At 69.8% G+C, this 24721-nt stretch carries 18 protein-coding genes and 1 pseudogene; 11 read left to right on the top strand and 8 right to left on the bottom strand.

Annotated features, from left to right (window positions below; all coding sequences use genetic code 11):
- Window positions 1–47 precede the first annotated feature (47 nt).
- From IE325_RS14450 to IE325_RS14470, 5 genes are all read right to left on the bottom strand, one after another.
- The gene (locus IE325_RS14450) at window positions 48–368 is read right to left on the bottom strand and encodes an L-rhamnose mutarotase (RefSeq protein WP_190070242.1); all 321 of its coding nucleotides are present in this window, start codon (window positions 366–368) and stop codon (window positions 48–50) included.
- A gap of 17 nt (window positions 369–385) precedes the next feature.
- Window positions 386–1465 carry a rhamnose ABC transporter substrate-binding protein gene (gene rhaS, locus IE325_RS14455; RefSeq protein WP_190070243.1) on the bottom strand — a complete coding sequence of 360 codons (1080 nt, stop codon included), beginning with the start codon at window positions 1463–1465 and terminating at the stop codon, window positions 386–388.
- Window positions 1466–1586: 121 nt separating this feature from the next.
- On the bottom strand, window positions 1587–2576 hold the full coding sequence (locus tag IE325_RS14460; protein WP_190070244.1) for an ABC transporter permease: 990 nt from the start codon (window positions 2574–2576) through the stop codon (window positions 1587–1589).
- Entirely contained in the window at window positions 2569–3609 is a 1041-nt protein-coding gene (locus IE325_RS14465) for an ABC transporter permease (protein WP_190070245.1), read from the bottom strand. Before IE325_RS14465 ends, IE325_RS14460 begins: the two co-directional genes overlap by 8 nt.
- Window positions 3606–5123, bottom strand: a complete 1518-nt coding sequence (locus IE325_RS14470; protein WP_190070246.1) for a sugar ABC transporter ATP-binding protein — start codon at window positions 5121–5123, stop codon at window positions 3606–3608. The genes IE325_RS14465 and IE325_RS14470 overlap by 4 nt, the downstream gene beginning before the upstream one ends.
- 272 nt (window positions 5124–5395) lie before the next feature.
- On the opposite strand from IE325_RS14470, the gene rhaI reads away from it, so the two are divergent.
- The 6 genes from rhaI (at window position 5396) to IE325_RS14500 (ending at window position 13136) form a co-directional block, all read left to right on the top strand.
- The gene (gene rhaI, locus IE325_RS14475; protein WP_190070247.1) at window positions 5396–6556 is read left to right on the top strand and encodes an L-rhamnose isomerase; all 1161 of its coding nucleotides are present in this window, start codon (window positions 5396–5398) and stop codon (window positions 6554–6556) included.
- Window positions 6557–6693: 137 nt separating this feature from the next.
- Window positions 6694–8733, top strand: coding sequence for a bifunctional aldolase/short-chain dehydrogenase (locus IE325_RS14480; RefSeq protein WP_190070248.1), 2040 nt, complete (start codon window positions 6694–6696; stop codon window positions 8731–8733).
- Window positions 8730–10166 (top strand): rhamnulokinase, encoded by a 1437-nt coding sequence (locus IE325_RS14485; RefSeq protein ID WP_190070249.1) that lies wholly within the window; start codon window positions 8730–8732, stop codon window positions 10164–10166. The genes IE325_RS14480 and IE325_RS14485 overlap by 4 nt, the downstream gene beginning before the upstream one ends.
- 71 nt (window positions 10167–10237) lie before the next feature.
- Complete coding sequence (locus tag IE325_RS14490; protein ID WP_190070250.1) at window positions 10238–10993, top strand: (Fe-S)-binding protein; 756 nt, start codon at window positions 10238–10240, stop codon at window positions 10991–10993.
- On the top strand, window positions 10990–12468 hold the full coding sequence (locus IE325_RS14495) for a LutB/LldF family L-lactate oxidation iron-sulfur protein (protein ID WP_190070251.1): 1479 nt from the start codon (window positions 10990–10992) through the stop codon (window positions 12466–12468). The genes IE325_RS14490 and IE325_RS14495 overlap by 4 nt, the downstream gene beginning before the upstream one ends.
- Window positions 12465–13136, top strand: a complete 672-nt coding sequence (locus IE325_RS14500; protein ID WP_190070252.1) for a LutC/YkgG family protein — start codon at window positions 12465–12467, stop codon at window positions 13134–13136. The genes IE325_RS14495 and IE325_RS14500 overlap by 4 nt, the downstream gene beginning before the upstream one ends.
- On the opposite strand, the gene IE325_RS14505 is transcribed toward IE325_RS14500, so the two are convergent.
- Together IE325_RS14505 and tnpB are read right to left on the bottom strand one after the other, a co-directional pair.
- Complete coding sequence (locus tag IE325_RS14505; protein WP_190070253.1) at window positions 13109–16216, bottom strand: alpha-L-rhamnosidase; 3108 nt, start codon at window positions 16214–16216, stop codon at window positions 13109–13111. The two genes, IE325_RS14500 and IE325_RS14505, sit on opposite strands and share 28 nt — an antisense overlap.
- Window positions 16217–16516: 300 nt before the next feature.
- Window positions 16517–17932: an IS607 family element RNA-guided endonuclease TnpB gene (gene tnpB / locus IE325_RS14510; protein ID WP_190070254.1), complete on the bottom strand. Its 1416-nt coding sequence runs from the start codon at window positions 17930–17932 to the stop codon at window positions 16517–16519.
- Window positions 17933–18287: 355 nt separating this feature from the next.
- Between tnpB and IE325_RS14515 the strand changes: the two genes are divergently transcribed.
- A complete protein-coding gene (locus tag IE325_RS14515; protein ID WP_190070255.1) occupies window positions 18288–19073 on the top strand; it encodes an ABC transporter ATP-binding protein in 786 nt (261 codons plus the stop codon).
- Between the two features lie 3 nt (window positions 19074–19076).
- Window positions 19077–20387, top strand: a complete 1311-nt coding sequence (locus tag IE325_RS14520) for an FtsX-like permease family protein (protein ID WP_190070256.1) — start codon at window positions 19077–19079, stop codon at window positions 20385–20387.
- A gap of 118 nt (window positions 20388–20505) precedes the next feature.
- Here IE325_RS14520 and IE325_RS14525 read toward each other — a convergent pair.
- A pseudogene (locus IE325_RS14525) lies at window positions 20506–21076 on the bottom strand (TetR/AcrR family transcriptional regulator).
- A gap of 138 nt (window positions 21077–21214) precedes the next feature.
- On the opposite strand from IE325_RS14525, the gene IE325_RS14530 reads away from it, so the two are divergent.
- The 3 genes from IE325_RS14530 to IE325_RS14545 all read left to right on the top strand — a co-directional run bounded on the left by IE325_RS14530 (window position 21215) and on the right by IE325_RS14545 (window position 24701).
- The gene (locus IE325_RS14530) at window positions 21215–22072 is read left to right on the top strand and encodes an AAA family ATPase (RefSeq protein WP_190070257.1); all 858 of its coding nucleotides are present in this window, start codon (window positions 21215–21217) and stop codon (window positions 22070–22072) included.
- Window positions 22069–23427 carry a vWA domain-containing protein gene (locus IE325_RS14535; RefSeq protein WP_190070258.1) on the top strand — a complete coding sequence of 453 codons (1359 nt, stop codon included), beginning with the start codon at window positions 22069–22071 and terminating at the stop codon, window positions 23425–23427. Before IE325_RS14530 ends, IE325_RS14535 begins: the two co-directional genes overlap by 4 nt.
- Before the next feature lie 296 nt (window positions 23428–23723).
- Window positions 23724–24701, top strand: coding sequence for an NAD(P)-dependent alcohol dehydrogenase (locus IE325_RS14545; RefSeq protein ID WP_190070259.1), 978 nt, complete (start codon window positions 23724–23726; stop codon window positions 24699–24701).
- Window positions 24702–24721: the final 20 nt, after the last annotated feature.

Below are 24721 nucleotides of genomic sequence, written 5' to 3' on the forward strand. Positions count from 1 at the left end.
GGGACTCCATTGTCGGCGAGGAGCGGGGAGGGAGCTACAGCGGGGGGTCAGGCGAGGTGGAACACCTCGGTGAGCGGCTTCATGGCCTCGTCGGGCCGGGCGCCGTCCAACGACTCGAAGAACTCGCCCATCTCGGCCTGCCAACGGGCGTTGACCTCGGTGGCCTCCATACCGGCCTTGGCGGCCTCGAAGTCCTCGGTCTCCAGATAGCCGACGAGGAGGCCGTCGTCGCGCAGGAAGAGCGAGTAGTTGTGCCAGCCGGTGGCCGAGAGTGCCTGGAGCATCTCCGGCCACACGGCGGCATGGCGTTCGCGGTACTCGGGGATCCGGTCCTCACGGACCTTGAGCAGAAAACAGACGCGCTGCATGAAGTACCGCTCCAGCCTCAGAAGTTGTACTGGTCGATGTTCTTGGCGTCGAACACGGTCGGCTTGCCGAGGCTGATCACGCCGTCCTTGCCGATGGTGTACGTGGTGTCGCCGGCCTTGAAGGTCTCGCCCTCCTTGCCGGTGATCTGCCCGGAGACCAGCGCGACGGAGGCGCGGGCGGCGAGGTCGCCGAGCTTCGCCGGGTCCCACAGCTCGAACGCGTCGACGGTGCCGTTCTTGACGTACTTGCGCATGTCGTTGGGGGTGCCGAGGCCGGTCAGCTTGACCTTGCCCTTGTACTTGGAGCCCGACAGGTACTGGGCGGCGGCCTTGATGCCGACGGTGGTCGGGGAGATGATCCCCTTCAGGTTCGGGTACTCCTGGAGCAGGCCCTGGGTCTGCTGGAAGGACTTCTGCGCGTCGTCGTCACCGTAGGCGACCTTGACCAGCTTGACGTCCTTGTACTTCGGGTCCTTCAGCTCCTGCTTCATGAAGTCGATCCAGACGTTCTGGTTCGTCGCCGTCTGCGCGGCGGACAGGATCGCGATCTCGCCCTTGTAGCCGATCTGCTCGGCGAGCAGCTGCACCTCGGTGCGGCCGAGGTCCTCGGCGGAGGCCTGCGAGACGAAGGCGTTGCGGCAGTCGGCGGTGGTGTCGGAGTCGTAGGTGACGACCTTGATGCCGTTCTTCATGGCCTGCTTCAGCGCGGTGCACAGGGCGCCCGGGTCCTGCGCGGACACGGCCATCGCGTCGACCTGCTGCTGGGTCAGCGTGTTGACGTAACTGACCTGCCCCGCGGTGTCGGTGGCACTGCTCGGACCGACCTCCTTGTAGCTGGAGCCGAGCTCCTTCAGGGCCGCCTCGCCGCCCTTGTCGGCGGAGGTGAAGTAGGGGTTGTTGACCTGCTTGGGCAGGAAACCGACGGTCAGTCCCTTCTTCAGCTCGGCGTTCGGGTCGGCCTTGCCGGCGGAGGCGGCGGAGCCACCTTCACTCTTGACGTCCTCCTTGGTGGTGCCGCCGCAGGCGGTGGCGGCGAGAGCGAGAGAAGTGACGGCGGCGAGGGCCGCGCAGGTACGGCGGATGGATGCCTTGCGCATGGTGGGTCCCTTTTGACGGAGGTGAGTGGATGCCCCAAGGGGCGCGGGGCTGTCTTGATGTGCGGCTACCGCCGCGTGGGCGCGACCAGCCACAGACGGCCCGCAGGTTTTGAACGGCCTTTCAGCGGAGCGTTTGCGCGGCTCTACGGCCCGCCCTCGCTACGGAGATCTGCCGTGCGACCCGGGGGCCGAGCACGGAGAGAACGAGCAGGACGCCGGTGACGACGATCTGCGACTGGGCGGAGACGTCCTGGAGGCTCATCACGTTCTGCAGCGCGCCGAGCAGGAAGACTCCCGCGATCGCACCGCCGAGCGTGCCCTTGCCGCCGTCGAAGTCGATGCCGCCGAGCAACACGGCCGCCACGACGGAGAGTTCGAGACCGGTGGCGTTGTCATAGCGGGCGCTCGCGTAATGCAGCGCCCAGAAGATCCCGGTGAGCGACGCCATCAGGCCGGTCATCGTGAACAGGATCAGCTTCTGCCGCTTGACCCGGATCCCGGCGAACCGCGCCGCCTCCTCGCTCGCGCCGGTGGCGAAGATCGACCGGCCGAACGGGGTGGCGTGCAGGGTGACCACGGCGATAGCGAGCAGCACCAGGAAGGGCAGGAAGGCGTACGGGATGAAGGTGTCGCCGATGCGTCCGGCCGCGAAGTCCAGGTACTGCGTCGGGAAGTCGGTCACCGCGTCCGACCCGAGCACGATCTGCGCGATCCCCCGGTACGCGGCGAGCGTGCCGATGGTGACGGCGAGCGACGGCAGTCCGAGCCGGGTGACCAGCAGGCCGTTGATGAGCCCGCACACCACACCCAGCAGCAGACAGATCGGGATGATCGTCTCGATGGTCATGCCCTGGTTCCACAGGGCGCCCATCACCGCGCCCGAGAGCCCCGCCGTGGAGGCCACCGACAGATCGATCTCGCCGGAGACCACGAGCAGGGTCATCGGCAGGGCGATCAGCGCGATGGGCAGCGTGTTGCCGATCAGGAACGACAGGTTGAGGGCGTTCCCGAAGCCGTCGACCGTGCCGAAGGACAGCAGCAGGACGACGATGAGGAGGGCGCCGACGACCGTGTCCCAGCGAACGGCGCGCGAGAGCGAGAAGTCAGCCATGGCGGGCGTTCCTCTTCTTCAGGGCGGTGGCCACGCGCAGGGCGACGATCCGGTCGACCGCGATGGCGAGGATGAGCAGGATGCCGTTGATGGCGAGCACCCAGACGGAGCTGACGCCGAGGGCGGGCAGCACGCTGTTGATGGAGGTCAGCAGCAGCGCGCCGAGCGCCGCGCCGTAGACGCTGCCGGAGCCGCCGGTGAAGACGACGCCGCCGACCACGACCGCGCTGACGACGGTGAGTTCATAGCCGTTCCCGGTGCCGGAGTCGACGTTGCCGAACCGGGCGAGATACATGGCGCCGGCGAGTCCGGCGAGCGCGCCGCAGAAGGTGTACGCGGCGAGGATCCGCTTGCGCACCGGGATGCCGGCGAGGCGCGCGGCCTCCGGGTTGGAGCCGAGGGCGTACAGCTCGCGGCCGCTGCCGAAGTGCTTGAGGTAGTACGCCGTGGCCACCAGCACCGCGAGGGCGATCAGCGCCAGCCACGGCACGGCGGAGAGGCCGCCGGAGCCGAAGTCGACGAAGCCGTCGGGGAGGTCGGCCGCGGTGATCTGGCGTGAGCCGACCCAGATGGAGTCGATGCCGCGGATGATGTAGAGGGTGCCGAGGGTGACGACGAGGGCGGGCACCTGGCCGATGCTGACGAGCAGGCCGTTCAGCAGGCCGAAGCCGATGCCCATCAGGACCGCGAGGAGTACGGCGACGACCGGGTTGCCGCCGCCCTGGAGGTACGTGCCGGCGGCGAAGGCGCTGATGCCGAGCGTCGAGCCGACCGACAGGTCCACGTTCCTGGTGATCACCACGAGGGACTGCCCGGTGGCGACGAGGACGAGGATCGTGGCGTTCAGCAGCAGGTCCTTGATGCCCTGCTCGGTGAGGAACTCGCTGTTGCCGAGCTGGGTGACGACGATCATCACCACGAAGACGGCCAGGATGGCGAGTTCACGCATCTTGAAGACGCGGTCGACCAGGCGGGTGCCGCTGGACTTGGGTACGTCGGTCACGGGAGCCTCTTTGGGAGTGACGACCGTCATGCGGCGGCCCTCCCGGTGGCTGCGGCCATCACGGTTTCCTCGGTGGCTTCGGAGCGCGGGATCTCGGCGGTGAGGCGGCCCTCGTGCATCACGAGCACGCGGTCGGCCATGCCGAGGATCTCGGGCAGGTCGGAGGAGATCATCAGGACGGCCACGCCGTCGGCGGCCAGCTCACTGAGCAGCCGGTGCACCTCGGCCTTCGTACCGACGTCGATACCGCGCGTCGGCTCGTCGACGATCAGCACCTTGGGGCCGGTGGCCAGCCACTTGGCGAGGACGACCTTCTGCTGGTTGCCGCCGGACAGGGTGTTGACCGTGTCGGCGATCCGGGCGTACTTGACCTGGAGCTTGACGGCCCAGTCGAGGGAGCGGCTGCGTTCGGCGCCGCGGTCCATGAAGCCCGCCTTGACGGTCGTACGCAGTCCGGTGAGGCCGATGTTGCGCTCGATGGACATATCCATCACCAGGCCCTGGGCGCGCCGGTCCTCGGGGACGAGGGCGAGGCCGGAGGCCATGGCGGTGGACGGGGCGCCGTTGGTCAGCGCCTTGCCGCCGACGGTGACCTCGCCGGCGTCCCAGCGGTCGATGCCGAACACGGCTCGGGCGACCTCGGTACGGCCCGCGCCCACCAGACCGGCGAGGCCGACGATCTCGCCGCGCCGTACGTCGAAGGAGACATCGGTGAAGACGCCCTCGCGGGTCAGCCGGCGCACGCTGAGGGCGATCTCGCCGGGCTGCACGTCCTGCTTGGGATAGAGCTCGTCGAGGTCGCGGCCGACCATACGGCGCACGAGGTCGTCCTCGGTCATGCCGTCGAGCGGTTCGCTGGCGATCCAGGCGCCGTCGCGCAGGGTCGTGACCTGCTGGCAGATCTGGAAGATCTCCTCCAGCCGGTGGGAGATGAACAGGACGGCGGCGCCCTGTTCGCGCAGGGTGCGGACCACGCCGAAGAGACGGGCGACCTCACTGCCGGTGAGGGCGGCGGTCGGCTCGTCCATGATCAGGACGCGGGCGTCGAAGGACAGCGCCTTGGCGATCTCCACGATCTGCTGGTCGGCGATGGACAGCCCGCGCGCGGGGCGGTCGGGGTCGAGTTCGACGCCGAGGCGCTGCATCAGGGCCAGGGTCGCCTCATGGGTGGCCCTGTGGTCGATGCGGCCGAGGGCGCGCCGTGGCTGGCGGCCCATGAAGATGTTCTCGGCGATCGACAGGTCGGGGAAGAGGGTCGGCTCCTGGTAGATCACGGCGATGCCGGCGTCGCGGGCGTCGCCGGGGCCGTGGAAGGCGACGGGCGCGCCGTCGAGCAGCACCTGGCCGGCGTCGGGCCGGTGCACGCCGGCAAGCGTCTTGATCAGGGTCGACTTGCCCGCGCCGTTCTCCCCGGCGAGGGCGTGCACCTCCCCGGGAAACAGCTCCAGGGAGACGTCCCGCAGGGCGCGGACCGCGCCGAAGGACTTCGAAACGTCCCTGAGCGCCAGAACCGGGGCCGGACCCGTGGTGGACGGGTAGGTCATGGGGGCTCCTCGACGACGCCGGCGGGACGGGCCTCTCGGCGTCGTGAAAGGTTTCAACTTGGTTGCCGGGACGTTAGGCACGGACCCGATGTCACGTCAATGGGTTCGTGTCGAAAAAGTTTCGATGAACGAAGGTCACGCCCGAGTCACGAGAAAGATCCTTGGCCGGAGGGCTTGACACCCCTTCGGGCGGCTCATACGTTCCCGTCTTGAATCGTTTCATAGCGAAGCCTTTCTATCGACTTCCGAACCGACGTCACAGGAGCCCTCAAGTGACCGAGCTCGCCGCGGTGAAGGCCGCACTGAAGACCCAGGCGGTCGAAACGCCGTCGTGGGCGTACGGGAATTCGGGGACCCGCTTCAAGGTGTTCGCCCAGCAGGGCGTTCCGCGGACGCCGCGGGAGAAGCTGGACGATGCGGCGAAAGTGCATGAGTTCACCGGCGTCGCGCCCACCGTCGCCCTGCACATCCCCTGGGACAAGGTCGACGACTACGCCGCCCTGGCCAAGCACGCCGAGGAGCGTGGCGTGAAGCTGGGCGCGATCAACTCCAACACCTTCCAGGACGACGACTACAAACTGGGCAGCATCTGCCACCCGGACGCGGTGGTGCGGCGCAAGGCGCTCGATCATCTGCTGGAGTGCGTCGACATCATGGACGCGACGGGCTCCGCCGATCTGAAGCTGTGGTTCGCGGACGGCACGAACTATCCCGGGCAGGACGACATCCGCGCGCGGCAGGACCGGCTGGCGGAAGGGCTCGCCGAGGTGTACGAGCGGCTCGGGGACGGGCAGCGGATGCTGCTGGAGTACAAGTTCTTCGAGCCGGCGTTCTACGCGACGGACGTTCCCGACTGGGGGACGGCGTACGCGCACTGCCTCAAGCTCGGGCCGAAGGCGCAGGTCGTGGTCGACACCGGGCATCACGCTCCCGGCACCAACATCGAGTTCATCGTCGCGACGCTGCTGCGGGAGGGGAAGCTCGGCGGGTTCGACTTCAACTCGCGGTTCTACGCGGACGACGACCTGATGGTGGGGGCCGCTGATCCGTTCCAGTTGTTCCGGATCATGTACGAGGTGGTGCGTGGGGGTGGGTTCACTCCCGAGGTCGCGTTCATGCTCGATCAGTGTCACAACATCGAGGCGAAGATCCCGGCGATCATCCGGTCGGTGATGAATGTGCAGGAGGCGACGGCGAAGGCGTTGCTCGTCGATCGGTCGGCGCTGGCCGAGGCGCAGGCTTCCGGGGACGTTCTTGAGGCGAATGCCGTGCTGATGGATGCCTACAACACGGACGTGCGGCCGCTGCTTCGTGAGGTGCGTGAGGAGATGGGGTTGGACGCCGACCCGATCGCTGCGTATCGCCGGTCCGGGTGGGCCGAGAAGATCGTGGCCGAGCGGGTTGGTGGGGAGCAGGCCGGGTGGGGGGCGTAGGCGTCTGCCGGGTTCTGTTGTCTGCGAGGTGGTCGCATGTGGCTGGTCGCGCCCACGCGGCGGAGCCGCACATGCCACACAGCCCCGCGCCCCTAGGTGAGTGCACATCCCCCTTCTCTCGTAAGGACTGAACGTTCATGGCTACCCATCCCGAAGCCGCCGCCCTCCTCGCCCGCTCCCATCGGCTCGGTTCCGATCCCCGTAACACCAACTACGCCGGCGGCAACGCCTCCGCCAAGGGCACCGACACCGACCCTGTCACCGGTGGTGACGTCGAGCTGATGTGGGTCAAGGGGTCCGGAGGCGATCTCGGCACGCTCACCGAGGGCGGGCTGGCCGTGCTGCGGCTGGACCGTATGCGGGCACTCGTGGACGTCTACCCCGGTGTCGAGCGCGAGGACGAGATGGTCGCCGCCTTCGACTACTGCCTGCATGGGAAGGGCGGGGCGGCTCCGTCCATCGACACCGCCATGCACGGGCTCGTCGAGGCGGCGCATGTCGATCATCTGCACCCCGACTCCGGGATCGCGCTCGCCTGTGCCGCCGACGGGGAGAAGCTGACCGCCGAGTGTTTCGGGGACAGCGTGGTGTGGGTGCCGTGGCGGCGGCCCGGGTTCCAGCTCGGGCTGGACATCGCGGCCGTCAAGGAGGCGAATCCGCAGGCCATCGGGTGTGTGCTCGGCGGGCATGGGATCACCGCCTGGGGTGACACCTCCGAGGAGTGCGAGCGGAACTCGCTGCACATCATTCGGACCGCCGAACAGTTCCTGGAAGAGCGCGGGAAGGCCGAGCCCTTCGGGCCCGTCATCGAGGGGTACGCCGCGCTCGGCGCCGTCGAGCGGCGGGAGCGGGCCGCGGCGCTGGCGCCGGTCGTCCGTGCCCTCGCCTCCCAGGACCGGCCGCAGGTCGGCCACTTCACCGACTCCGAGGTCGTACTCGACTTCCTCGCGAGCTCCGAGCATCCGCGGCTCGCTGCTCTGGGCACCTCGTGCCCCGATCACTTCCTTCGGACCAAGGTGCGGCCGCTGGTGCTGGATCTGCCGCCGACCACCCCGCTGGAGGAGGCCGTCGCGCGGCTCAAGGAGCTGCACGCCGCGTACCGCGAGGAGTACGCCGCCTACTACCGGCGGCACGCCCTGCCCGACTCCCCCGCCATGCGCGGCGCCGACCCGGCGATCGTGCTGGTCCCGGGCATCGGCATGTTCAGCTTCGGCAAGGACAAGCAGACCGCGCGGGTGGCCGGCGAGTTCTATGTCAACGCCATCAATGTGATGCGTGGAGCCGAGGCGGTCTCCACCTACGCTCCCATCGAGGAGTCCGAGAAGTTCCGGATCGAGTACTGGGCGCTCGAAGAGGCCAAGCTTCAGCGGATGCCGAAGCCCAAGGCGCTGGCCACGCGGGTCGCGCTGGTGACCGGCGCGGGCAGCGGCATCGGGAAGGCCATCGCGCACCGGCTGGTGGCCGAGGGTGCCTGTGTGGTGGTCGCGGACCTCGATGCCGCGAACGCGGAGAAGGTCGCCGAGGAACTCGGTGGTCCCGACAAGGCCGTCGCCGTGACGGTCGACGTCACTTCGGAGGAGCAGATCGCCGACGCCTTCAAGGCGGCCGTGCTCGCGTTCGGCGGCGTCGACCTCGTCGTCAACAATGCCGGGATCTCCATCTCCAAGCCGCTCCTGGAGACCTCGGCCAAGGACTGGGACCTCCAGCACGACATCATGGCGCGCGGTTCCTTCCTCGTGTCGAGGGAGGCGGCGCGCGTGATGATCGCCCAGGAGCTGGGCGGCGACATCGTCTACATCGCCTCCAAGAACGCCGTCTTCGCCGGACCCAACAACATCGCCTACTCGGCCACCAAGGCCGACCAGGCCCACCAGGTGCGCCTGCTCGCCGCCGAGCTGGGTGAGCACGGCATCCGCGTCAACGGGATCAACCCCGACGGTGTCGTGCGGGGCTCCGGGATCTTCGCGGGCGGCTGGGGCGCCAAGCGGGCCGCCGTGTACGGGGTGGAGGAGGAGAAGCTGGGCGAGTTCTACGCCCAGCGGACCATCCTCAAGCGCGAGGTGCTCCCGGAGCATGTCGCAGGCGCCGTCTTCGCCCTGACCGGTGGGGAGTTGACCCACACCACCGGTCTGCACATCCCGGTCGACGCCGGCGTCGCGGCCGCCTTCCTGCGATGAGCGCGGCCGTGAAGTCGTACGCCGCGGTCGACCTCGGCGCGTCCAGTGGGCGTGTCATGGTCGGCCGGGTCGGCCCCGACAGCCTGGAGCTGACCGAGGCGCACCGGTTCGTGAACCGGCCGGTGCGGGTCCCGGAGGGTCTGCGCTGGGACATCCTCTCGCTCTACGGCGGTGTCCTGGACGGACTCAAGGCCGCCGGGCAGGTCGACTCCGTCGGCATCGACAGCTGGGCCGTGGACTACGGGCTGCTGGACGCGGACGGCAGACTGCTCGGCAACCCCGTCCACTACCGCGACTCCCGCACCGAGGGCGTCGCCGAGAAGGTGTGGGCGACCGTGCCCGCGCCCGAGCTGTACGCGGCGACCGGGCTCCAGTACGCGCCCTTCAACACGCTGTACCAGCTGGTCGCCGACCGACTCACGGGTGCCGGGCGCCTGTTGCTCATCCCCGATCTGCTCACCTACTGGCTGACCGGCGAGCAGGGCACCGAGCTGACCAACGCCTCGACGACCCAGCTGATCGATCCCCGGACGCGCGGATGGTCGTACGAGATCGCCTCGCGCCTCGGCATCGACCTGGAGCTGTTCGCGCCGCTGCGGCGGCCGGGGGACCCCGCCGGTCTGCTCCGTCCCGAGGTGCTGGAGGAGACCGGGCTCACCGGGCCGGTGCCGGTGACGGCCGTCGGGTCGCACGACACCGCGTCGGCGGTGGCCGCCGTGCCCGCGTCCGGTGAGCGGTTCGCCTACATCTGCACCGGCACCTGGTCCCTGGCGGGACTCGAACTGGACGCGCCGGTGCTCACCGAGGAGAGCCGCGCCGCCAACTTCACCAACGAGCTGGGGCTCGACGGCACGGTCCGTTATCTGCGGAACATCATGGGGCTGTGGCTGCTCCAGGAGTGCGTACGGGCCTGGGGTGACCCGGATCTGGGCGAACTGCTGCTGGAGGCGGCCAAGGTGCCGGCGCTGCGGTCGGTGGTGGACGCGGGGGACGCCGCCTTTCTCGCACCCGGGCGGATGCCGGAGCGGATCGCCGAGGCGTGCCGTGCCTCGGGGCAGCCCGTGCCCGTCTCCCCCGCCGAGGTCACACGCTGCATCCTCGACTCGCTGGCCCTCGCCCATCGCAAGGCCGTCGAGGAGGCTCAGCGGCTCGCCGACCATCCCGTGGACGTCGTGTACGTCGTCGGGGGCGGGACGCGCAACGCCCTGCTGTGCCAGCTGACCGCCGACGCCTGTGGGCTGCCGGTGGTGGCGGGGCCGACCGAGGCGGCGGCGCTCGGGAACGTCCTGGTCCAGGCGCGGGCCCATGAGCTCGTGGCCGACCTCGCGGGCGGGCGTGATCTGCTCACCCGCACCCAGCCGCTCACCCGGTACGAGCCGCAGGGCGACACCGTGCGCTGGCGCGCGGCGCAGGCCCGGCTCGCCGGGGCCTGACCAGGGTCTCCCCGGGGCTCCTTCCCCGGACTAGGCTTCACTCATCCGATGATCGACCACAAGGAGCCGCGATGCGTGTCGCTCTGTTCCTGACCTGTGTCAACGACACGCTCTATCCGGACACCGGGCGCGCCGTGGTGAAACTGCTGACCAGGCTGGGCGTCGACGTCGACTTCCCGATGGCGCAGACCTGCTGCGGGCAGGCCCACTACAACACCGGGTATCGCCATGAGGCCGAGCCGCTGGCCCGGCATTTCTCCGATGTCTTCGGGGAGTACGAGGCGATCGTCACTCCGTCCGGGTCGTGCGGAGCGATGGTGCGGGAGCTGTATCCGCGGATGGGTGAGCGGGCCCGGGCCGAGGGGCGCGGGGACACCCTCTCCGCGACCCTGGCGCCCGTGGTGCCGAAGACGTACGAGTTGACGGAGTTCCTGGTGGACGTGCTGGGGGTGACGGACGTCGGGGCGTACTACCCGCACACGGTGACCTACCACCCGACCTGTCACGGGCTGCGCGGCCTCGGGCTCGGGGACCGGCCGCGGCGGCTGCTCCAGGCGGTCAAGGGGCTTGAGCTCAAAGAGCTTCCGGGAGCCGAGGAGTGCTGTGGTTTCGGCGGCACCTTCGCGCTGAAGAACTCCGATGTCTCGGCGGCGATGGGCGCGGACAAGGTGCGCAACGCCGAGTCGACGGGCGCCGAGGTGCTGTGCGCGGCCGACAACTCCTGTCTGATGCACATCGGCGGCACGATGGGCCGACTGGAGTCGGACATGCGGCCGGTGCACATCGCGGAGATCCTGGCGAGCACGGAGGAGGAACCGGCCGTATGAGCGGGACGTTCGTAGGGATGCCGGCCTTCCCCGAGGCCGCGCACGAGGCGGTCAACAACCAGACGTTGCGCGGCAATCTGCGCCACGCCACCCACACGATCCGCGCCAAACGCGCGAAGGCCGTCACCGAGGTCTCGGACTGGGCGGAGTTGCGGGAGGCCGGCAAGCGGATCAAGGACCACACCCTGCGCCATCTCGACCGCTATCTGGAGCAGTTGGAGACGTCGGTCACGGCCGCGGGCGGCACCGTCCACTGGGCCGCCGACGCCGACGAGGCGAACCGGATCGTGGCCGATCTCGTCAAGGCGACCGGTGAGTCGGAGGTCGTCAAGGTCAAGTCCATGGCCACGCAGGAGATCGGGCTCAACGAGGCGCTGCTCGAAGAGGGCATTCACGCCTACGAGACCGATCTCGCCGAGCTGATCGTGCAGTTGGGCAAGGACCGCCCCTCGCACATCCTGGTCCCGGCCATCCACCGCAACCGGGGCGAGATCCGCGACATCTTCGAGCGCGAGATGAGCGAGTGGGGCCGCCCCGCACCGGAGGGCCTCACCGACACGCCCGCCGAACTCGCCGAAGCCGCGCGTCTGCACCTGCGCGAGAAGTTCCTGCGCGCCAAGGTCGGTATCTCCGGCGCCAACTTCATGGTCGCCGAGACCGGCACGCTGGTCGTCGTGGAGTCCGAGGGCAACGGGCGGATGTGTCTGACCCTCCCGGAGACGCTGATCTCGGTCGTCGGCATCGAGAAGATCGTGCCCACCTGGCAGGACCTGGAGGTGTTCATGCAGACACTCCCCCGCTCCTCCACCGCCGAGCGCATGAACCCGTACACCACCATGTGGACCGGTACGACGGACGGCGACGGGCCGCGCGACTTCCACCTGGTCCTCCTCGACAACGGCCGCACCGACACGCTCGCCGACGAGGTCGGCCGCCAGGCCCTGCGCTGCATCCGCTGCTCGGCGTGCCTCAACGTGTGCCCGGTTTACGAGCGGGCCGGCGGGCACGCCTACGGCTCGGTCTATCCGGGCCCGATCGGCGCCATCCTCAGTCCTCAACTCCGGGGCGTGACAAGCGAGATCGACGCCTCACTGCCGTACGCCTCGTCGCTGTGCGGTGCCTGCTACGACGTGTGCCCGGTCGCCATCGACATCCCCGAGGTGCTGGTGCATCTGCGGGAGCGGGTCGTCCAGGGCGGCGAGGTGATGTCGAAGGGCAACAAGGTGGTGCTGAAGCCCGCGAAGGGGCACGCCGCCGAACGGGCCGCGATGCGGGCGGCGCGCTGGGCGTTCGGCCGTCCCGGCGCCCTGCGCGCCGGGCAGCGGCTCGCCTCGCGCACCCGTCGGCTGCATCCGCGCTCACTGCCCGGACCGGGCAAGGCGTGGAGCGGGACCCGCGATCTGCCGGCGGTGCCCGCCGAGCCCTTCCGGGACTGGTGGCAGCGGACGCAGGGTGGAAAGGACGGCGCCAAGTGAGCAGCAGGGAACGGATCCTGGGCCGGGTGCGGCGCGCGCTCGCGGACGTGCCGCGCGACGACATGCCGTACGAGCAGGCGGTTCCGCGTGACTATCTGCGCGAGCACGGGGAGCGGAGCGTCGCGGACACGGTCGATCTGCTCGCCGAGAACCTGGCGGACTACCGGGCGATCGTGCACCGCTGCACACCCGCCGACCTCGCGGCGACGATCGCCGGCATGCTCGCGGCGCGCGGTGCGAAGACGGTGCTCGTGCCGCCAGGGCTGGACGCCGGGTGGCTCGCGGAGGTCGACGCCGAGCGGATCGCGGACCGGGCGGAGAGCACCCCGCACGAACTGGATCGGGTCGACAGCGTGGTCACGGCGTGTGCCGTGGCCGCCGCCGAGACCGGCACCATCGTCCTGGACGGCTCCCCCGACCAGGGCCGCCGCCGCATCACGCTCGTCCCCGACCACCACATCTGTGTCGTACGGGTCCCCGAGCAGGTCGTCTCCTCCGTCCCGCAGGCTCTCGAACGCCTCGACCCGGCCCGCCCGTTGACGTGGATCACCGGTCCTTCGGCGACCAGTGACATCGAGCTGGACCGGGTCGAGGGGGTGCACGGCCCGCGCACCCTGGAGGTGGTGCTGGTGGGCGAGGATCAGGCGAGCGCGGACGTGAGCGTGTAGCGGCCGGACGGCAGCCGATAGGAGGCCGTGCCGTCCGCGAAGCCCAGGAACTCCACGCCCTCGACCTCGGCCAGGGGCGTCCTGCCCTCGCGGACGGTCGACGGATCGGTGGCGGGGATGCGCAGGGTCGCGGTGCTGTTCGCGGGCACCACGGCCCGGTACGTCAGCTTCCGGTCCTCCTTCCGCCACTCGCTGACGATCTCGCCGTACGGCGAGAGATGCGACCCGGCCACGCGGGTGACCTTGCCGGACGGGTCGAGGTGCGGCCTGAGGAAGAAGTGCCGGAAGCCCGGGTGGGCCGGGTCCTTGGCGATGCCGGCCATGCTCTCGTACATCCACTCCATGATCGCGCCGTAGGAGTAGTGGTTGAACGAGTTCATCTCGACCGGGCCGAAGCCGTCGTCCTTGGAGTACGAGTTCCAGCGCTCCCAGACGGTGGTGGCGCCGTTGCGCACCGAGAACAGCCAGGACGGCATGGCGTCCTGGTGGAGGAGCTGGTACGCCAGGTCGACGCGGCCCTCGTCGGTGAGCACGGGGGCGAGGACGTTCACGCCGAGGAAGCCGACGGAGAGGGTGTTCTCGGCGTACTTCACTCGGGTGCTGTCGGGGTGGGCCTCCTTGTAGGCCTCGTCGTTGCCGATGTTGTCGGTGAGGAGCGTGACGAGTTGTCGGCGCTGGGCCTCGGTGTCGTAGAGGCCGAGTTTGAGGGCCCAGAGCAGGGCGGTCTGGCTGTTGTCCTCCGTCTTGCCACCCGTGGGCGGTGCGTCGCCGAGGCCGGAGCGGATGGTGACCTGTCCGTTCGCGTCGGTGGCCAGGTACTTGGTGATGAAGGCCCGCTTGATGTGGGCGAAGAGGTCGTCGTAGGTGCGGGTCTCGGCGGTGCGGCCGGTGGCGCGGGCCATGTCGGCCATCAGCTTGGCGCTGTAGCCGTAGTAGACGTCGCTGATCAGCTGGGTGCTGGTGTCCTGGAAGGCCAGCCAGTCGCCGAAGATCGCGCCCTGTCCTGCGTAGGTGTCGCCGGTGCGTGCGCGGATCCAGTCCAGGTACTTCTGCATCGCGGCCCAGCTGCGGTCGATGACGGTGGTGTCGCCGGACATCTGCCACACCGTCCATGGCACGACGACTCCGCAGTCCGCCCAACCGCTCGCGGGGACGGGCTGGTTGTAGCGGTTGCCGGGTGCGACCCAGGTGAACTGCGCGCCGTCCTGGCCGTAGGTCTTCTGTGAGTCGATCAGGATGTCCTCGAAGTGGCTGAGGAAATTGACGGCGTCGGCGTTGTAGAGGCCGGTCTGGGAGAAGAGCTGGGTGTCGCCGGTCCAGCCGAGGCGTTCGTCGCGCTGAGGGCAGTCGGTGGGCACCCAGAGGTAGTTGCCGCGCTGGCCCCAACGGACGTTGCTGATCAGCTGGTTGACGTCGGTGTCGTCGGTGGTGATCGTGCCGACGTCGCGGAGGGCGGAGCTCGCGACCCGGCCGGTGAACCGGGTGAGGGTGACGGTGTCCGTCGCGGTGACGGAGACATAGCGGAAGCCGTAGAAGGTCAGCGAGTCCTGGTGGGTCTCGCCGTCGGGGTCACCCTTGAGGATGTAGGTGCTGGTGGCCTTGGCGGCGCGGAGGTTGGCGCGGTACACCGAGCCGACGGGGCCGTCGGCGCCCTCGCTGTCGTCGTTGAGCATCTCGCCGGGCTTGAGGACGACTTGGGCGCCCGCCGGGCCGCGCAGGGTGTAGCGGGGTACGCCGACCATGTTCTGGCCCAGGTCGATCACGGCGGTGTCGCCTTGGCGCAGGGTCACGGAGGCGGTGGCGGCGTCCGGGGCGGTGACGGTGCGGGCGGGGTCGATGACGATACGGCCCTTGCCGTTGGGGCTGCCGCTCTGGCCGGTCACGCCCGTGTAGACGGTGACGGACTGGGGCCGGCGGTCCCATGCGGGCACCAGTCGGGCGCTCTCGCCGGGGTAGGCGACCAGCTTGACCTGGGGGAACTTGGTGACGTGGTCGTGCTCGGAGACGCCCGCCCAGCCGGTGGCGTCGAAGTCGTTCGCCGTCCAGCCCGGGAGTTCCTCACGGGCGTCGTAGGTCTGGCCGTCGTAGATGTCGTCGGCGCGGTAGGGGCCGGTGTCGGTGGCCTTCCAGCCGTCGCCGGGGGCGGTGACGATCGTCTGCTCGGTTCCGTCGGCGTAGCGGATCAGGAGTTTGGCCTTGAGGGCGAGGCGGTTGCCCGCGGCGGGGCGGTAGGCGCTGTTCTCGGAGACGCGGCCGTTGTACCAGCCGTTGCCGAGTACGGCGGCGAGGGTGATCTGTCGGTCCTTGCCGACCAGGTCCGTGACGTCGTAGGTGAAGTAGTTGACGGTGGTGTCGTAGTTGGTCCAGCCCGGGGTGAGCAGTTCGTGTGTGGTGCCAGCGCCGTGCGGTACGGCGACGCGGTGGCCGTTGACGTAGGCGTCGTACACGCCGAGGGCGCTGATGTAGAGCCGGGCGTCGCGTAATTGACGTCCCGTCAGTGCGGTCTGCCGGCGCAGTAGCGGGGCTCCGGGGGTGCCGGGCTGTTTCCCCGTCAGGGCGATCCAGCGGGCGCCGTCCCAGCCGGCGACTCCGTCGGTACCGAGCAGGCCGGTCTCGAAGTGGGCGGTGGGGGCGGCGGGGACGGCGCGGCCGGTCTCGTCCCAGGCGGTCACCGTCCAGTGGTAGCGGGTGGAGGGGTGCAGGGCGGGGCCGTCGTAGCGCACGGCGACCGAGTTCGGTGAGGTGACACGGCCGCTGTTCCAGACGTCCGCGCGGGAGGGGGTGAGGCGGTCGGGGGTGGTGGCCACCAGGACGCGGTACGCCGACTGGCGGCGGCCGCGCACGGGGGAGGCCATGCGCCAGCCGAACCTGGGGTGTGCGGCGTCCACGCCGAGCGGGTTGGTTCTGTGCTCGACCGTCAGTCCCTCGACGGCGGTGCGGTGCGAGGTCGGTGCGGCCGCGGCGGGCCCGCCTCCGATGATCCCGCCGGCCATGGCCAGCGGTGCGGCGCCCAGTGCCGTGGTGAGCACGGTCCTGCGGCGCACACCACCGCCCTTCGTGCTGTCGACTCCGTCATTCATGCCGTAGTCCCTTTCGGCTGCTCGGAGTTGTAACGATTCAGCTCGAACGACGGTGAAGCTAGTGGCAGGAGTGAGAGGTGTCCATGGTTCGATCAGGACAAATACCCGGCAGAATCCAACAGAACTCCCCAGCTACGGGAGGAGAGTTGAAACCGTTCAAAAGCGGAATCAGGAATTCTTGCCCGGTCGTCTCGTCGAGTCACGGCCTGGGCGCCGACGCTCACCAGATAGATCCGTTGCTCAATGTCTCAGTGACCTTCAGCATTCCAGGCGTTTCTGCCTGGAAGGTCCGTGACGGTGTCACCAGAGCGCGAGTTGCGCTTCGGCGTCCCGACAACGGTCTCCCGCTTCCTCCCACCGCTGGTGCGACAGACTTGCGCCACCTGCCCGCCCGCCCCGGCCGGGGCGTTGGCGGCGGGTCTTACGGTCGGCTCCACGGGGTTTCGACACGCCGGACGTGTCCTGGTCTCCGGCCACTCCGGTACCAGTGGTGCAGGCCGCCGCCAGAGCGACCAGGTTGCGCGCCGCGTTTTCGTCCCGGTCCAGGACCAGGCCGCAGGCGTCGCAGGTGAAGACTCGGACGTGCAGCGGCAGCTTGGCTTTCACCGTGCCGCACGCCGAGCAGGTCTTCGAGCTGGGGTACCAGCGGTTCGCCACAATGGTGGGGCAGGCGTTCCGTTGGCCCTTGTAGACGAGCTGGCGCCGGATCTCCCCGAATCCGGCATCGGCCACGTGGCGGGCGAGTCGTTTGTTGCGAAGCATTCCAGCGACGTTGAGGTCTTCCACCACCACAGAGCCGTACTCGGCGCGCACGCGGGTGGTGAGCTTGTGCAGGGCATCGGTCCGCAGATTCGCCACGCGGTGATGGATCTTGTTGCGCTCGTCGTTGGCCTTCTCCCACCGCTTCGACGGCTTCCGGCCGGTCCTGCGGTCCGGTCCCTGCCGCCGCGAGACTCGACGGGAATGGAACCGCAGCAGTTTGAGGGCGCCATCCAGGTGCCTCGGGTTCGGCTCGTACCGTGTCTCGCCGGAACTGTCGGCCAGGACCGCCAGGTGAGTCACACCGAGATCGATCCCGACCGCCGCATCCGGCTGGTGGACGCGAGTGATCTCCCGGACCATCTCCACCTGGAAGGACACGAACCAGCGCCCACGCTCGTGCCGCACGGTCGCGGACAGAATGCGCGCCGTGCCGCCCTGGACGCGGGCCAAAAGCTTGGCCGTGGGTTCGTGGGTGCGGATCGTACCCAGCCGAGGCAGAGTAACGTGCCGGCCATCCAATTCGATGCGGATCGTGCCGGTGGTGAACCGGCAGGCCAGGCGAGCCTTCCGCTTGAGCTTGCGGCGCGGGACACCCACCCTGGCACCTTTGCGTTTGCCCTGCTTGGACTTGGCGTAGTTGTCGAACGCGGCAGCCACGTTCGCCAGACCAGTGTTGTAGGCCTCCTTGGAGTTCTCCCGCCACCACTCGGCAAATCTGGGGTCGGTCGTCTTGATCCGGTTGAATTCCTTGCGCAGTGCCGGCAGCGACCACGGTCGCCACGAAGTGAGCTCGTCTTCACCGATGCCGTAGGTTGCTTCGGCCTTGCGCTGCCGCCAAGAGGCGGTCACCCACGATACGGCCCAGTTGTAAGCGGCGCGGGCCGCACCGCAATGCGAGTGCAGCGCCTGCTCCTGCCCGGCGTTCGGGTCGAGGGCGAACTTGTAGCCCTGCATCACGCGGCCGGGTCGCGGTCGGAACCTTCCGCTCACTCGGCAGCCTCCCCCGTTTCCAAGATCCCCTTACCGCACCCAACGAGCACGGCACTGAAAGGTCACCGGTTCGATAAGGGAACACCTATTTCCATTCGAGGAGACAAAGCAGCTGACGGGTTGCTCAGCGTTCGTCTGCCCCATGCGTCGCAAGGTACAGCTCACCACTGACAACGGCGTCGGTCACCGGGGCCGGCCCCCGTCGAGGGTGTCGCTGAGTACACCCGGCAAGACGGGTTCTGCGCCCCATGTGGTCCGGCCTCCGTCTCCGTAGCTTCTTCGGCAGGGCACAGGGAGTGCCGGACGGAGAGTGATGACGATGTTTCGCACAGGCTCGCGACGCGGGCACGACCAGGGACCCGCCCCGGAGGCGCTCCGGCTGGTCAAGGTCACCAGGACCTACGGCTCGGACGACAGTGCCGTGACCGCGCTGGACGGGGTCACGCTGGGGCTGGGGCGGGGCACCTTCACGGCGGTGATGGGGCCGTCGGGTTCCGGCAAGAGCACGCTGCTGCACTGCGCGGCCGGGCTCGACCGGCCCGACAGCGGGATCGTGCGGATCGACGGCACCGAGCTGACCGGGGGCGGCGAGGCGGAGTTGACGAAGTTCCGGCGCGGGCGGATCGGGTTCGTGTTCCAGCAGTACAACCTGCTGGAGACGCTGACCGTCGCGCAGAACACGGTGCTGCCGCTCAAGCTCGCCGGGCAGCGCGTCGACCGCCGTCGGGCGAAGGAGGTCCTGACCTCCGTCGGTCTCGGCGACCGGCTAGGGCACCGCCCCGACCAGCTGTCCGGCGGTCAGCGGCAGCGCGTGGCCATCGCCCGCGCGCTGGTGACGGAGCCCCGGGTGATCTTCGCGGACGAGCCGACGGGCGCCCTGGACACGCGCAGCGCACGTGATGTGCTGCGGCTGCTCCAGCAGGCGGTGCGGGTGCACGGCCGGACCGTCGTCATGGTGACCCACGACCCGGTCGCCGCCTCCTACGCGGACTCGGTGCTGTTCCTGGCGGACGGCAGGCTGGCCGGCCGTATGGACGCGCCGACCCCGGACGCGGTGGCCGAACGCCTTGCGCATCTCGGCGACGACGTGGCCATGGGGGTGTGAGCGATGTTCATGCTGGCCATGCGCTCGATCCGGCACCGCCCCGGGCGGTTCCTCGCGACGCTGCTGTCCGCGTTCCTGGGCGCGGCGATCATCATGACGTTCAACTCGATGCACGACACGGCCGGGCAACAAGGCGTCGACTCGACCAGTTCGGAGACCCTGTCCACCGCGGCGGGCGTCGTCGGCGGCTACGGCACCCTGCTGGTCTTCTTCGCCGTCGCCTCGACCCTGACCGTCAACGTCCGTCAGCGCGCGGCCGAGTTGGAGCTGCTGCGCTGCTCGGGGGCGACTCCGGCGCAGCTGAAGCGGATGGTGGTGGGCGAGGCGGTGGTCGTTGCCCTGGTGGGTGCGGCGATGGCGATCGGCCCGGCGATGCTGGGCGGCCGGGCACTGCTGGAGATGTTCCAGGACAGTGGCCAGGTCGCCGAGTCCGTGCCGTACTCCTTCGGCACGATCGCGTACGTGACGGGCATCGACATCACCCTGCTCGCCTCGGCCGGCGCCGCCTTCCTCGCCGTACGGCGGGCGACGCGGGGGCAGGAACGGCGCGGTGGGGCACGGAGGTTCCTCGCGTACGGCGCGCTGCTCGTCGGCACGGTCTCGGTGGCCTCGACCTTCGCGTTCTCGGCGTCGGACGCCGCCCTGATGGCACCGGCCGCCTACGGGGCGATCCTGCTGTCGGTGGGCTTCGCGATGCTCGCGCCGCGGCTGCTGGAGGGCGTGCTGAACCGGCTGCCGCTGAACGGGGCGAGCGGCTGGCTGGCCGTGCGGAATCTGCGGGAGCGGGCCGGTCAGCTGGCCGGGATCCTGATGTCGCTGATCCTGTTCACGGCCGTCGCCACGGCCACGCTCACCATGCAGGCCGTGGAGAGCGACACCGTCGAGGCGCTGGGCATCACCAAGTCGGTCGACGACAAGAACCTGGAGACACTCAACTTCACGGTCGTCGGCATCATCGTCGTCTTCGTCTGTGTGATGCTGGTCAACTCCCTGTACGCGGCGACCAGTTACCGCGTCCGGGAGTTCGGGCAGCAGCGGCTCGCGGGGGCGACGCCGGGGCAGGTGCTCGGGACGGTGGGTGTCGAGGGGCTGGTCCTGACGGTCACCGGTGTCCTCTTCGGCGCGCTGGCCGCGCTGGCCGGGATCATCCCGTTCACCGTGGTCCGCTCGGATGGGGTGCTGCCGGGCGAGGTCTACGGCATCGGTGCGGCGGTCGTCGCGGTCGCGGCGGCGGTGACGCTGGGGACGAGCCTGCTCACGGCGCGGCGGGTGCTGCGGGTGCCGGCGGTGGGGGCGGTCGCGGTGGCGTCCTGAGGGGGTGGTCGGACGGGCGGTCTGGGTGGCGTCCTGAGGGGGGCCGTCGGACGGGGCGGTCGCGGTGGCGCCCAAAGGGGGACGGTCGGACGGGGCGGTCGCTTCGGCGGCCGTCCCGTCATTTCATGCCCGCCGCCTCCAGCGGCGCCGTCGCCCGTCGTCACGGTCAGGCCGTCCAGGATCTCGACCCTGGCGCCCGCCCGCGCACTCGCCCCGTCGAAGACCAGCATCAACTGGCGGGCGAGCAGCTCCGGATCCGTCGCCCCGCCCTCCTCGGCGTGGGCGCGGAAGTAGTCCTTGATCCGCTGTTTCGCCCCGCTCGCGACCAGGCTCGCCGGGTGCTCGGGGTCCTTGAGCCCGACGAGTGCGGCGATGTAGGGGCAGCCCTGGTAGGCGGGCTCGGTGGACGACTTCTCCAGCCGTTCGAAGACGCGCAGGATGCTCTCGCGCGGCGTGGCGCCGTCCTGGCCGGCCGGCGCCAGCTGGGCCTCATACGTGGGCAGTCGTCGGGCCAGGCTCGCCGCGAGGGCCTCGTCCTTGCTGGTGAAGAGCTGGTACATGGACCGCTTCGAGACCCCGGTGGTCCGGCACAGGGCCTCGACACCGATGGAGACGCCCTCGCGGTAGAAGAGCTCGGCCGCCGCGTCGAGGAGACGGTCCTTGGTGGACGCCTTGTCTGTTGTGGCCATAAGGGCGAGGTCACCTCGCGGACACCACGGAGGAAACCGATCGGTCTACCGCCTTCCGGCACCCGGAGCCCGCATGGCATCATCACTGTCATCCACTGAACAAGCGCTTAGACATGGACACCGAGCTGGAGGGCCCCGTTGTTCACATCCGTCGACGACGTCTCCGCGCGTCTGGCCGAGACCGGCTATCTCGCCTCGCCCGCCGTGGCCACGACCGTCTTCCTCGCCGACCGCCTCGGCAAGCCGCTCCTCGTGGAGGGTCCGGCGGGAGTCGGCAAGACGGAACTCGCCAAGGCCGTCGCGCAGGTGGCGGAGGCGCGGCTGGTACGGCTCCAGTGCTATGAGGGGGTCGACGAGTCCCGGGCGCTGTACGAGTGGAACCACGCCAAGCAGTTGCTGCGGATCAGCGCGGGCCGCGACGAGACCTGGGACGAGACCCGCACGGACATCTTCAGCGAGGAGTTCCTGCTCACCCGGCCGCTGCTGACGGCCATCCGGGGCGACGACCCCAAGGTGCTGCTGATCGACGAGACCGACAAGGCCGACGTCGAGGTGGAGGGCCTGCTCCTGGAGGTGCTCAGCGACTTCCAGGTCACGGTCCCCGAGCTGGGCACGATCACCGCGACGCGCCGCCCCTTCGTCGTCCTCACTTCGAACGCGAGCCGGGAGCTGTCCGAGGCGCTGCGCCGCCGCTGTCTCTTCCTGCACATCGGCTTCCCGGACGAGGAGCTGGAGCGCCGGATCGTACGGCTGAAGGTGCCGGGGCTCGACGAGACGCTGGCCCACTCGGTCGTGCGGGTCGTGGGCGCCCTGCGGGCGATGGACCTGCGCAAGGTGCCGTCGGTCGCCGAGACGATCGACTGGGCGCGCACCCTGCTCGCGCTCGGTGCCGACACCCTGGACGCCACGGTCGTACAGGCCACCCTCGGTGTGCTCCTCAAGCACCAGGACGACGTCCTCAAGGCCGGTGCGAAGCTCGACCTGGACGCCCTGTGACCACGCCCGCGGGTGTCGCGGAGCGGCTGACGTCCCTGGTCGGGGCGCTGCGCGCGCACGGCGTGCGGATCGGCACCGGCGAGACGGTGGACGCGGCGCGGGCGGCCGAGGTGCTGGGTCTCGCGGACCGGGAACTGCTGCGCGAGGGCCTGGCGGCGACGCTGCTGCACGGCGCGGGGCAACGGCCGGTGTTCGACCCGGTCTTCGACCTCTACTTCCCGCGCGGTGTCGGCGGCCCGGAGCGGAAGGCCGCGGGACGGGACGATCTGCGGGACCGGCTGGCGGCGGCGCTGGCGGCCGACGACCAGGCGATGATGGGCCTCCTGGCGGCCGAGGCGGTCGACGGTTTCGGTGGCTACGGCTCCTCTCCGGAGTCGGACGGCTGGTCGTCGTACCAGACGCTGGAGCGGCTGCGCCCGCAGACCCTGCTGGCCCGCGTCCGTGACGACGTCCGCGGCCGGGGCGGGAGCGAGGGGTTCACGGACCGGCTCCTCGAGGACGAGATCCGGCGGCGGATCGAGACCTTCCGCCGACTGGTGGCCACCGAGGCGCGACGCCGGGTCGCCGAGCGGCGCGGGCGGGACGAGATCGCCCGGCGGGCGGTGACCCCGACCGCCGACCGGGTCGACTTCCTGTACGCCGGGAAGGCCCAACTCGCTGAGCTGCGCAGGGCGGTGCACCCGCTCGCCCGTAAGCTCGCGACCCGGCTCGCGGCACGTCGGCGCCGTGCCGCGCGGGGCACGATCGATCTGCGGCGGACCCTGCGCGGTTCGCTGTCGACCGGTGGGGTGCCGATGAAGCCGGTGCTGCGCAGACGGCGGCCCGTCCGGCCCGAACTGGTGCTGCTGTGCGATGTGTCGGGGTCGGTGTCAGGTTTCTCGGACTTCACGATGCTGCTGGTGCAGGCGCTGCACGACCAGTTCAGCAAGGTGCGTGTGTTCGCCTTCGTCAATCGGGTCGACGAGGTGACAGGGCTGCTGCGACGCGGCACCGCCGACCCGGAGGGGTTCAGCTCCCGCATTGACGCGGAGGCCAGGCTCACGGGCTATCACGGCAGCAGCGACTACGGCATGGCGCTGGGCGAGTTCGCCGAGCGGTACGGCGACGCGGTGGGCCCGCGTACGACGGTGTTCGTCCTCGGTGACGCCCGCACGAACATGAGCGACCCGAACCTCCCGGCCGTACGGCAGATCGCCGGACAGGCCCGCCGCGTCTACTGGTTGAACCCGGAGCCGCGCTCCAGCTGGGGCACGGGCGACTCGGCGGCGCCCGATTACGCGGAGCTGATCGAGATGCACGAGTGCCGCACCGCCCGGCAGCTCAGCGCGCTGGTGGCCCGCCTGCTGCCGGTCTAGTCAGGCGGCCAGCTGCGGGTAGAGGGCGAGCGGATCGGCCGCGAGGCCCGCCTTGACCTGCCGCGAGAGGTCGTCGGCGGCGGCCAGGGCCACGGAGCCTTCGATGGTGGTCATGGGATCTCCCTCGCAATTCGCTGAGTCATGCGTTGAGTCATGCGCTGAGCATGCACAACACCGGAAACCGATCGGTTTCTGAGGGCAAGGGGGACCTGGACCCTGGTGAAAATCAGGGTTCGTCCCCGATGGTCCGCACCGCGGGGATTTCCTACGCTCGGCGTGAGTGGAGGGGGGATCCCATGAAGGCAGTGATTCAGGATCGGTACGGCTCGGCGGACGCCCTGGAGTTCAGGGACGTCGACAGGCCCGTGCCGGCGGCCGACGAGGTGCTGGTGCGGGTGCACGCGGCCTCGGTCAACGCCTACGACTGGCACCTCATGCACGGCGACCCGGTCATCGGCCGCACCATGATGGGGCTGCGCCGGCCGAAGGCGCCGGTGCGAGGCCGGGACTTCGCGGGCGTGGTGGAGACGGTGGGGCCGGAGGTCACGGGACTCAAGCCCGGCGACGAGGTGTACGGCGAGGCCGACGGGGCGTTCGCGGAGTACGTGTGCGCGCGGGACGGCGAGGTGGGCCCGAAGCCGGCCAACCTCACCTTCGAGCAGGCGGCGGCGATACCGCTGGCGGGGAACACCGCCCTGATCGGCCTGCGCGACGTCGCCCGGGTGCGGGCGGGGCAGACGCTGCTGGTGAACGGGGCGTCGGGCGGTGTGGGGACGTTCGCCGTGCAGCTCGGCAAGGCGTACGGGGCCGAGGTCACGGCGGTGTGCAGCACACGCAACGTGGAGCTGGTGCGGTCACTGGGCGCTGACCGGGTCGTCGACTACAAGCAGGAGGACTTCACCCGGGACGGCAAGCGCTATGACGTGGTCCTCGACCTGGTGGGCAACCGCTCGCTCGCGGAGTTCCGGAGCGTGCTGACGCCCACCGGCACACTCGTCCTGTCCGGCGGTGGGGTGTACGAGGGCGGCAGCGTCGTCGGCCCGATGGGGCTGTTCATGAAACGCCGGCTGGTGGCGCCTTTCGCTCGCCACCAGCGGCTGCTGGAAATATCCGCGCGGCAGACCAGGGCGAACCTCGCGGCGCTGCGGGAGCTGGCCGAGTCCGGGAAGATCACCCCGGTCGTCGAGCGGACGTATCCGCTGAGCGAGGCGGCCGAGGCCATCCGGTACCTGGAAGTGGAGCACGCGCGCGCGAAGGTCGTCGTCACCGTGTGATGTGCCGGGTCCGGCCGGGT

Source organism: Streptomyces lanatus (genome assembly GCF_014655715.1).
In the GTDB taxonomy this organism is placed as follows: Bacteria; Actinomycetota; Actinomycetes; order Streptomycetales; family Streptomycetaceae; genus Streptomyces; species Streptomyces lanatus.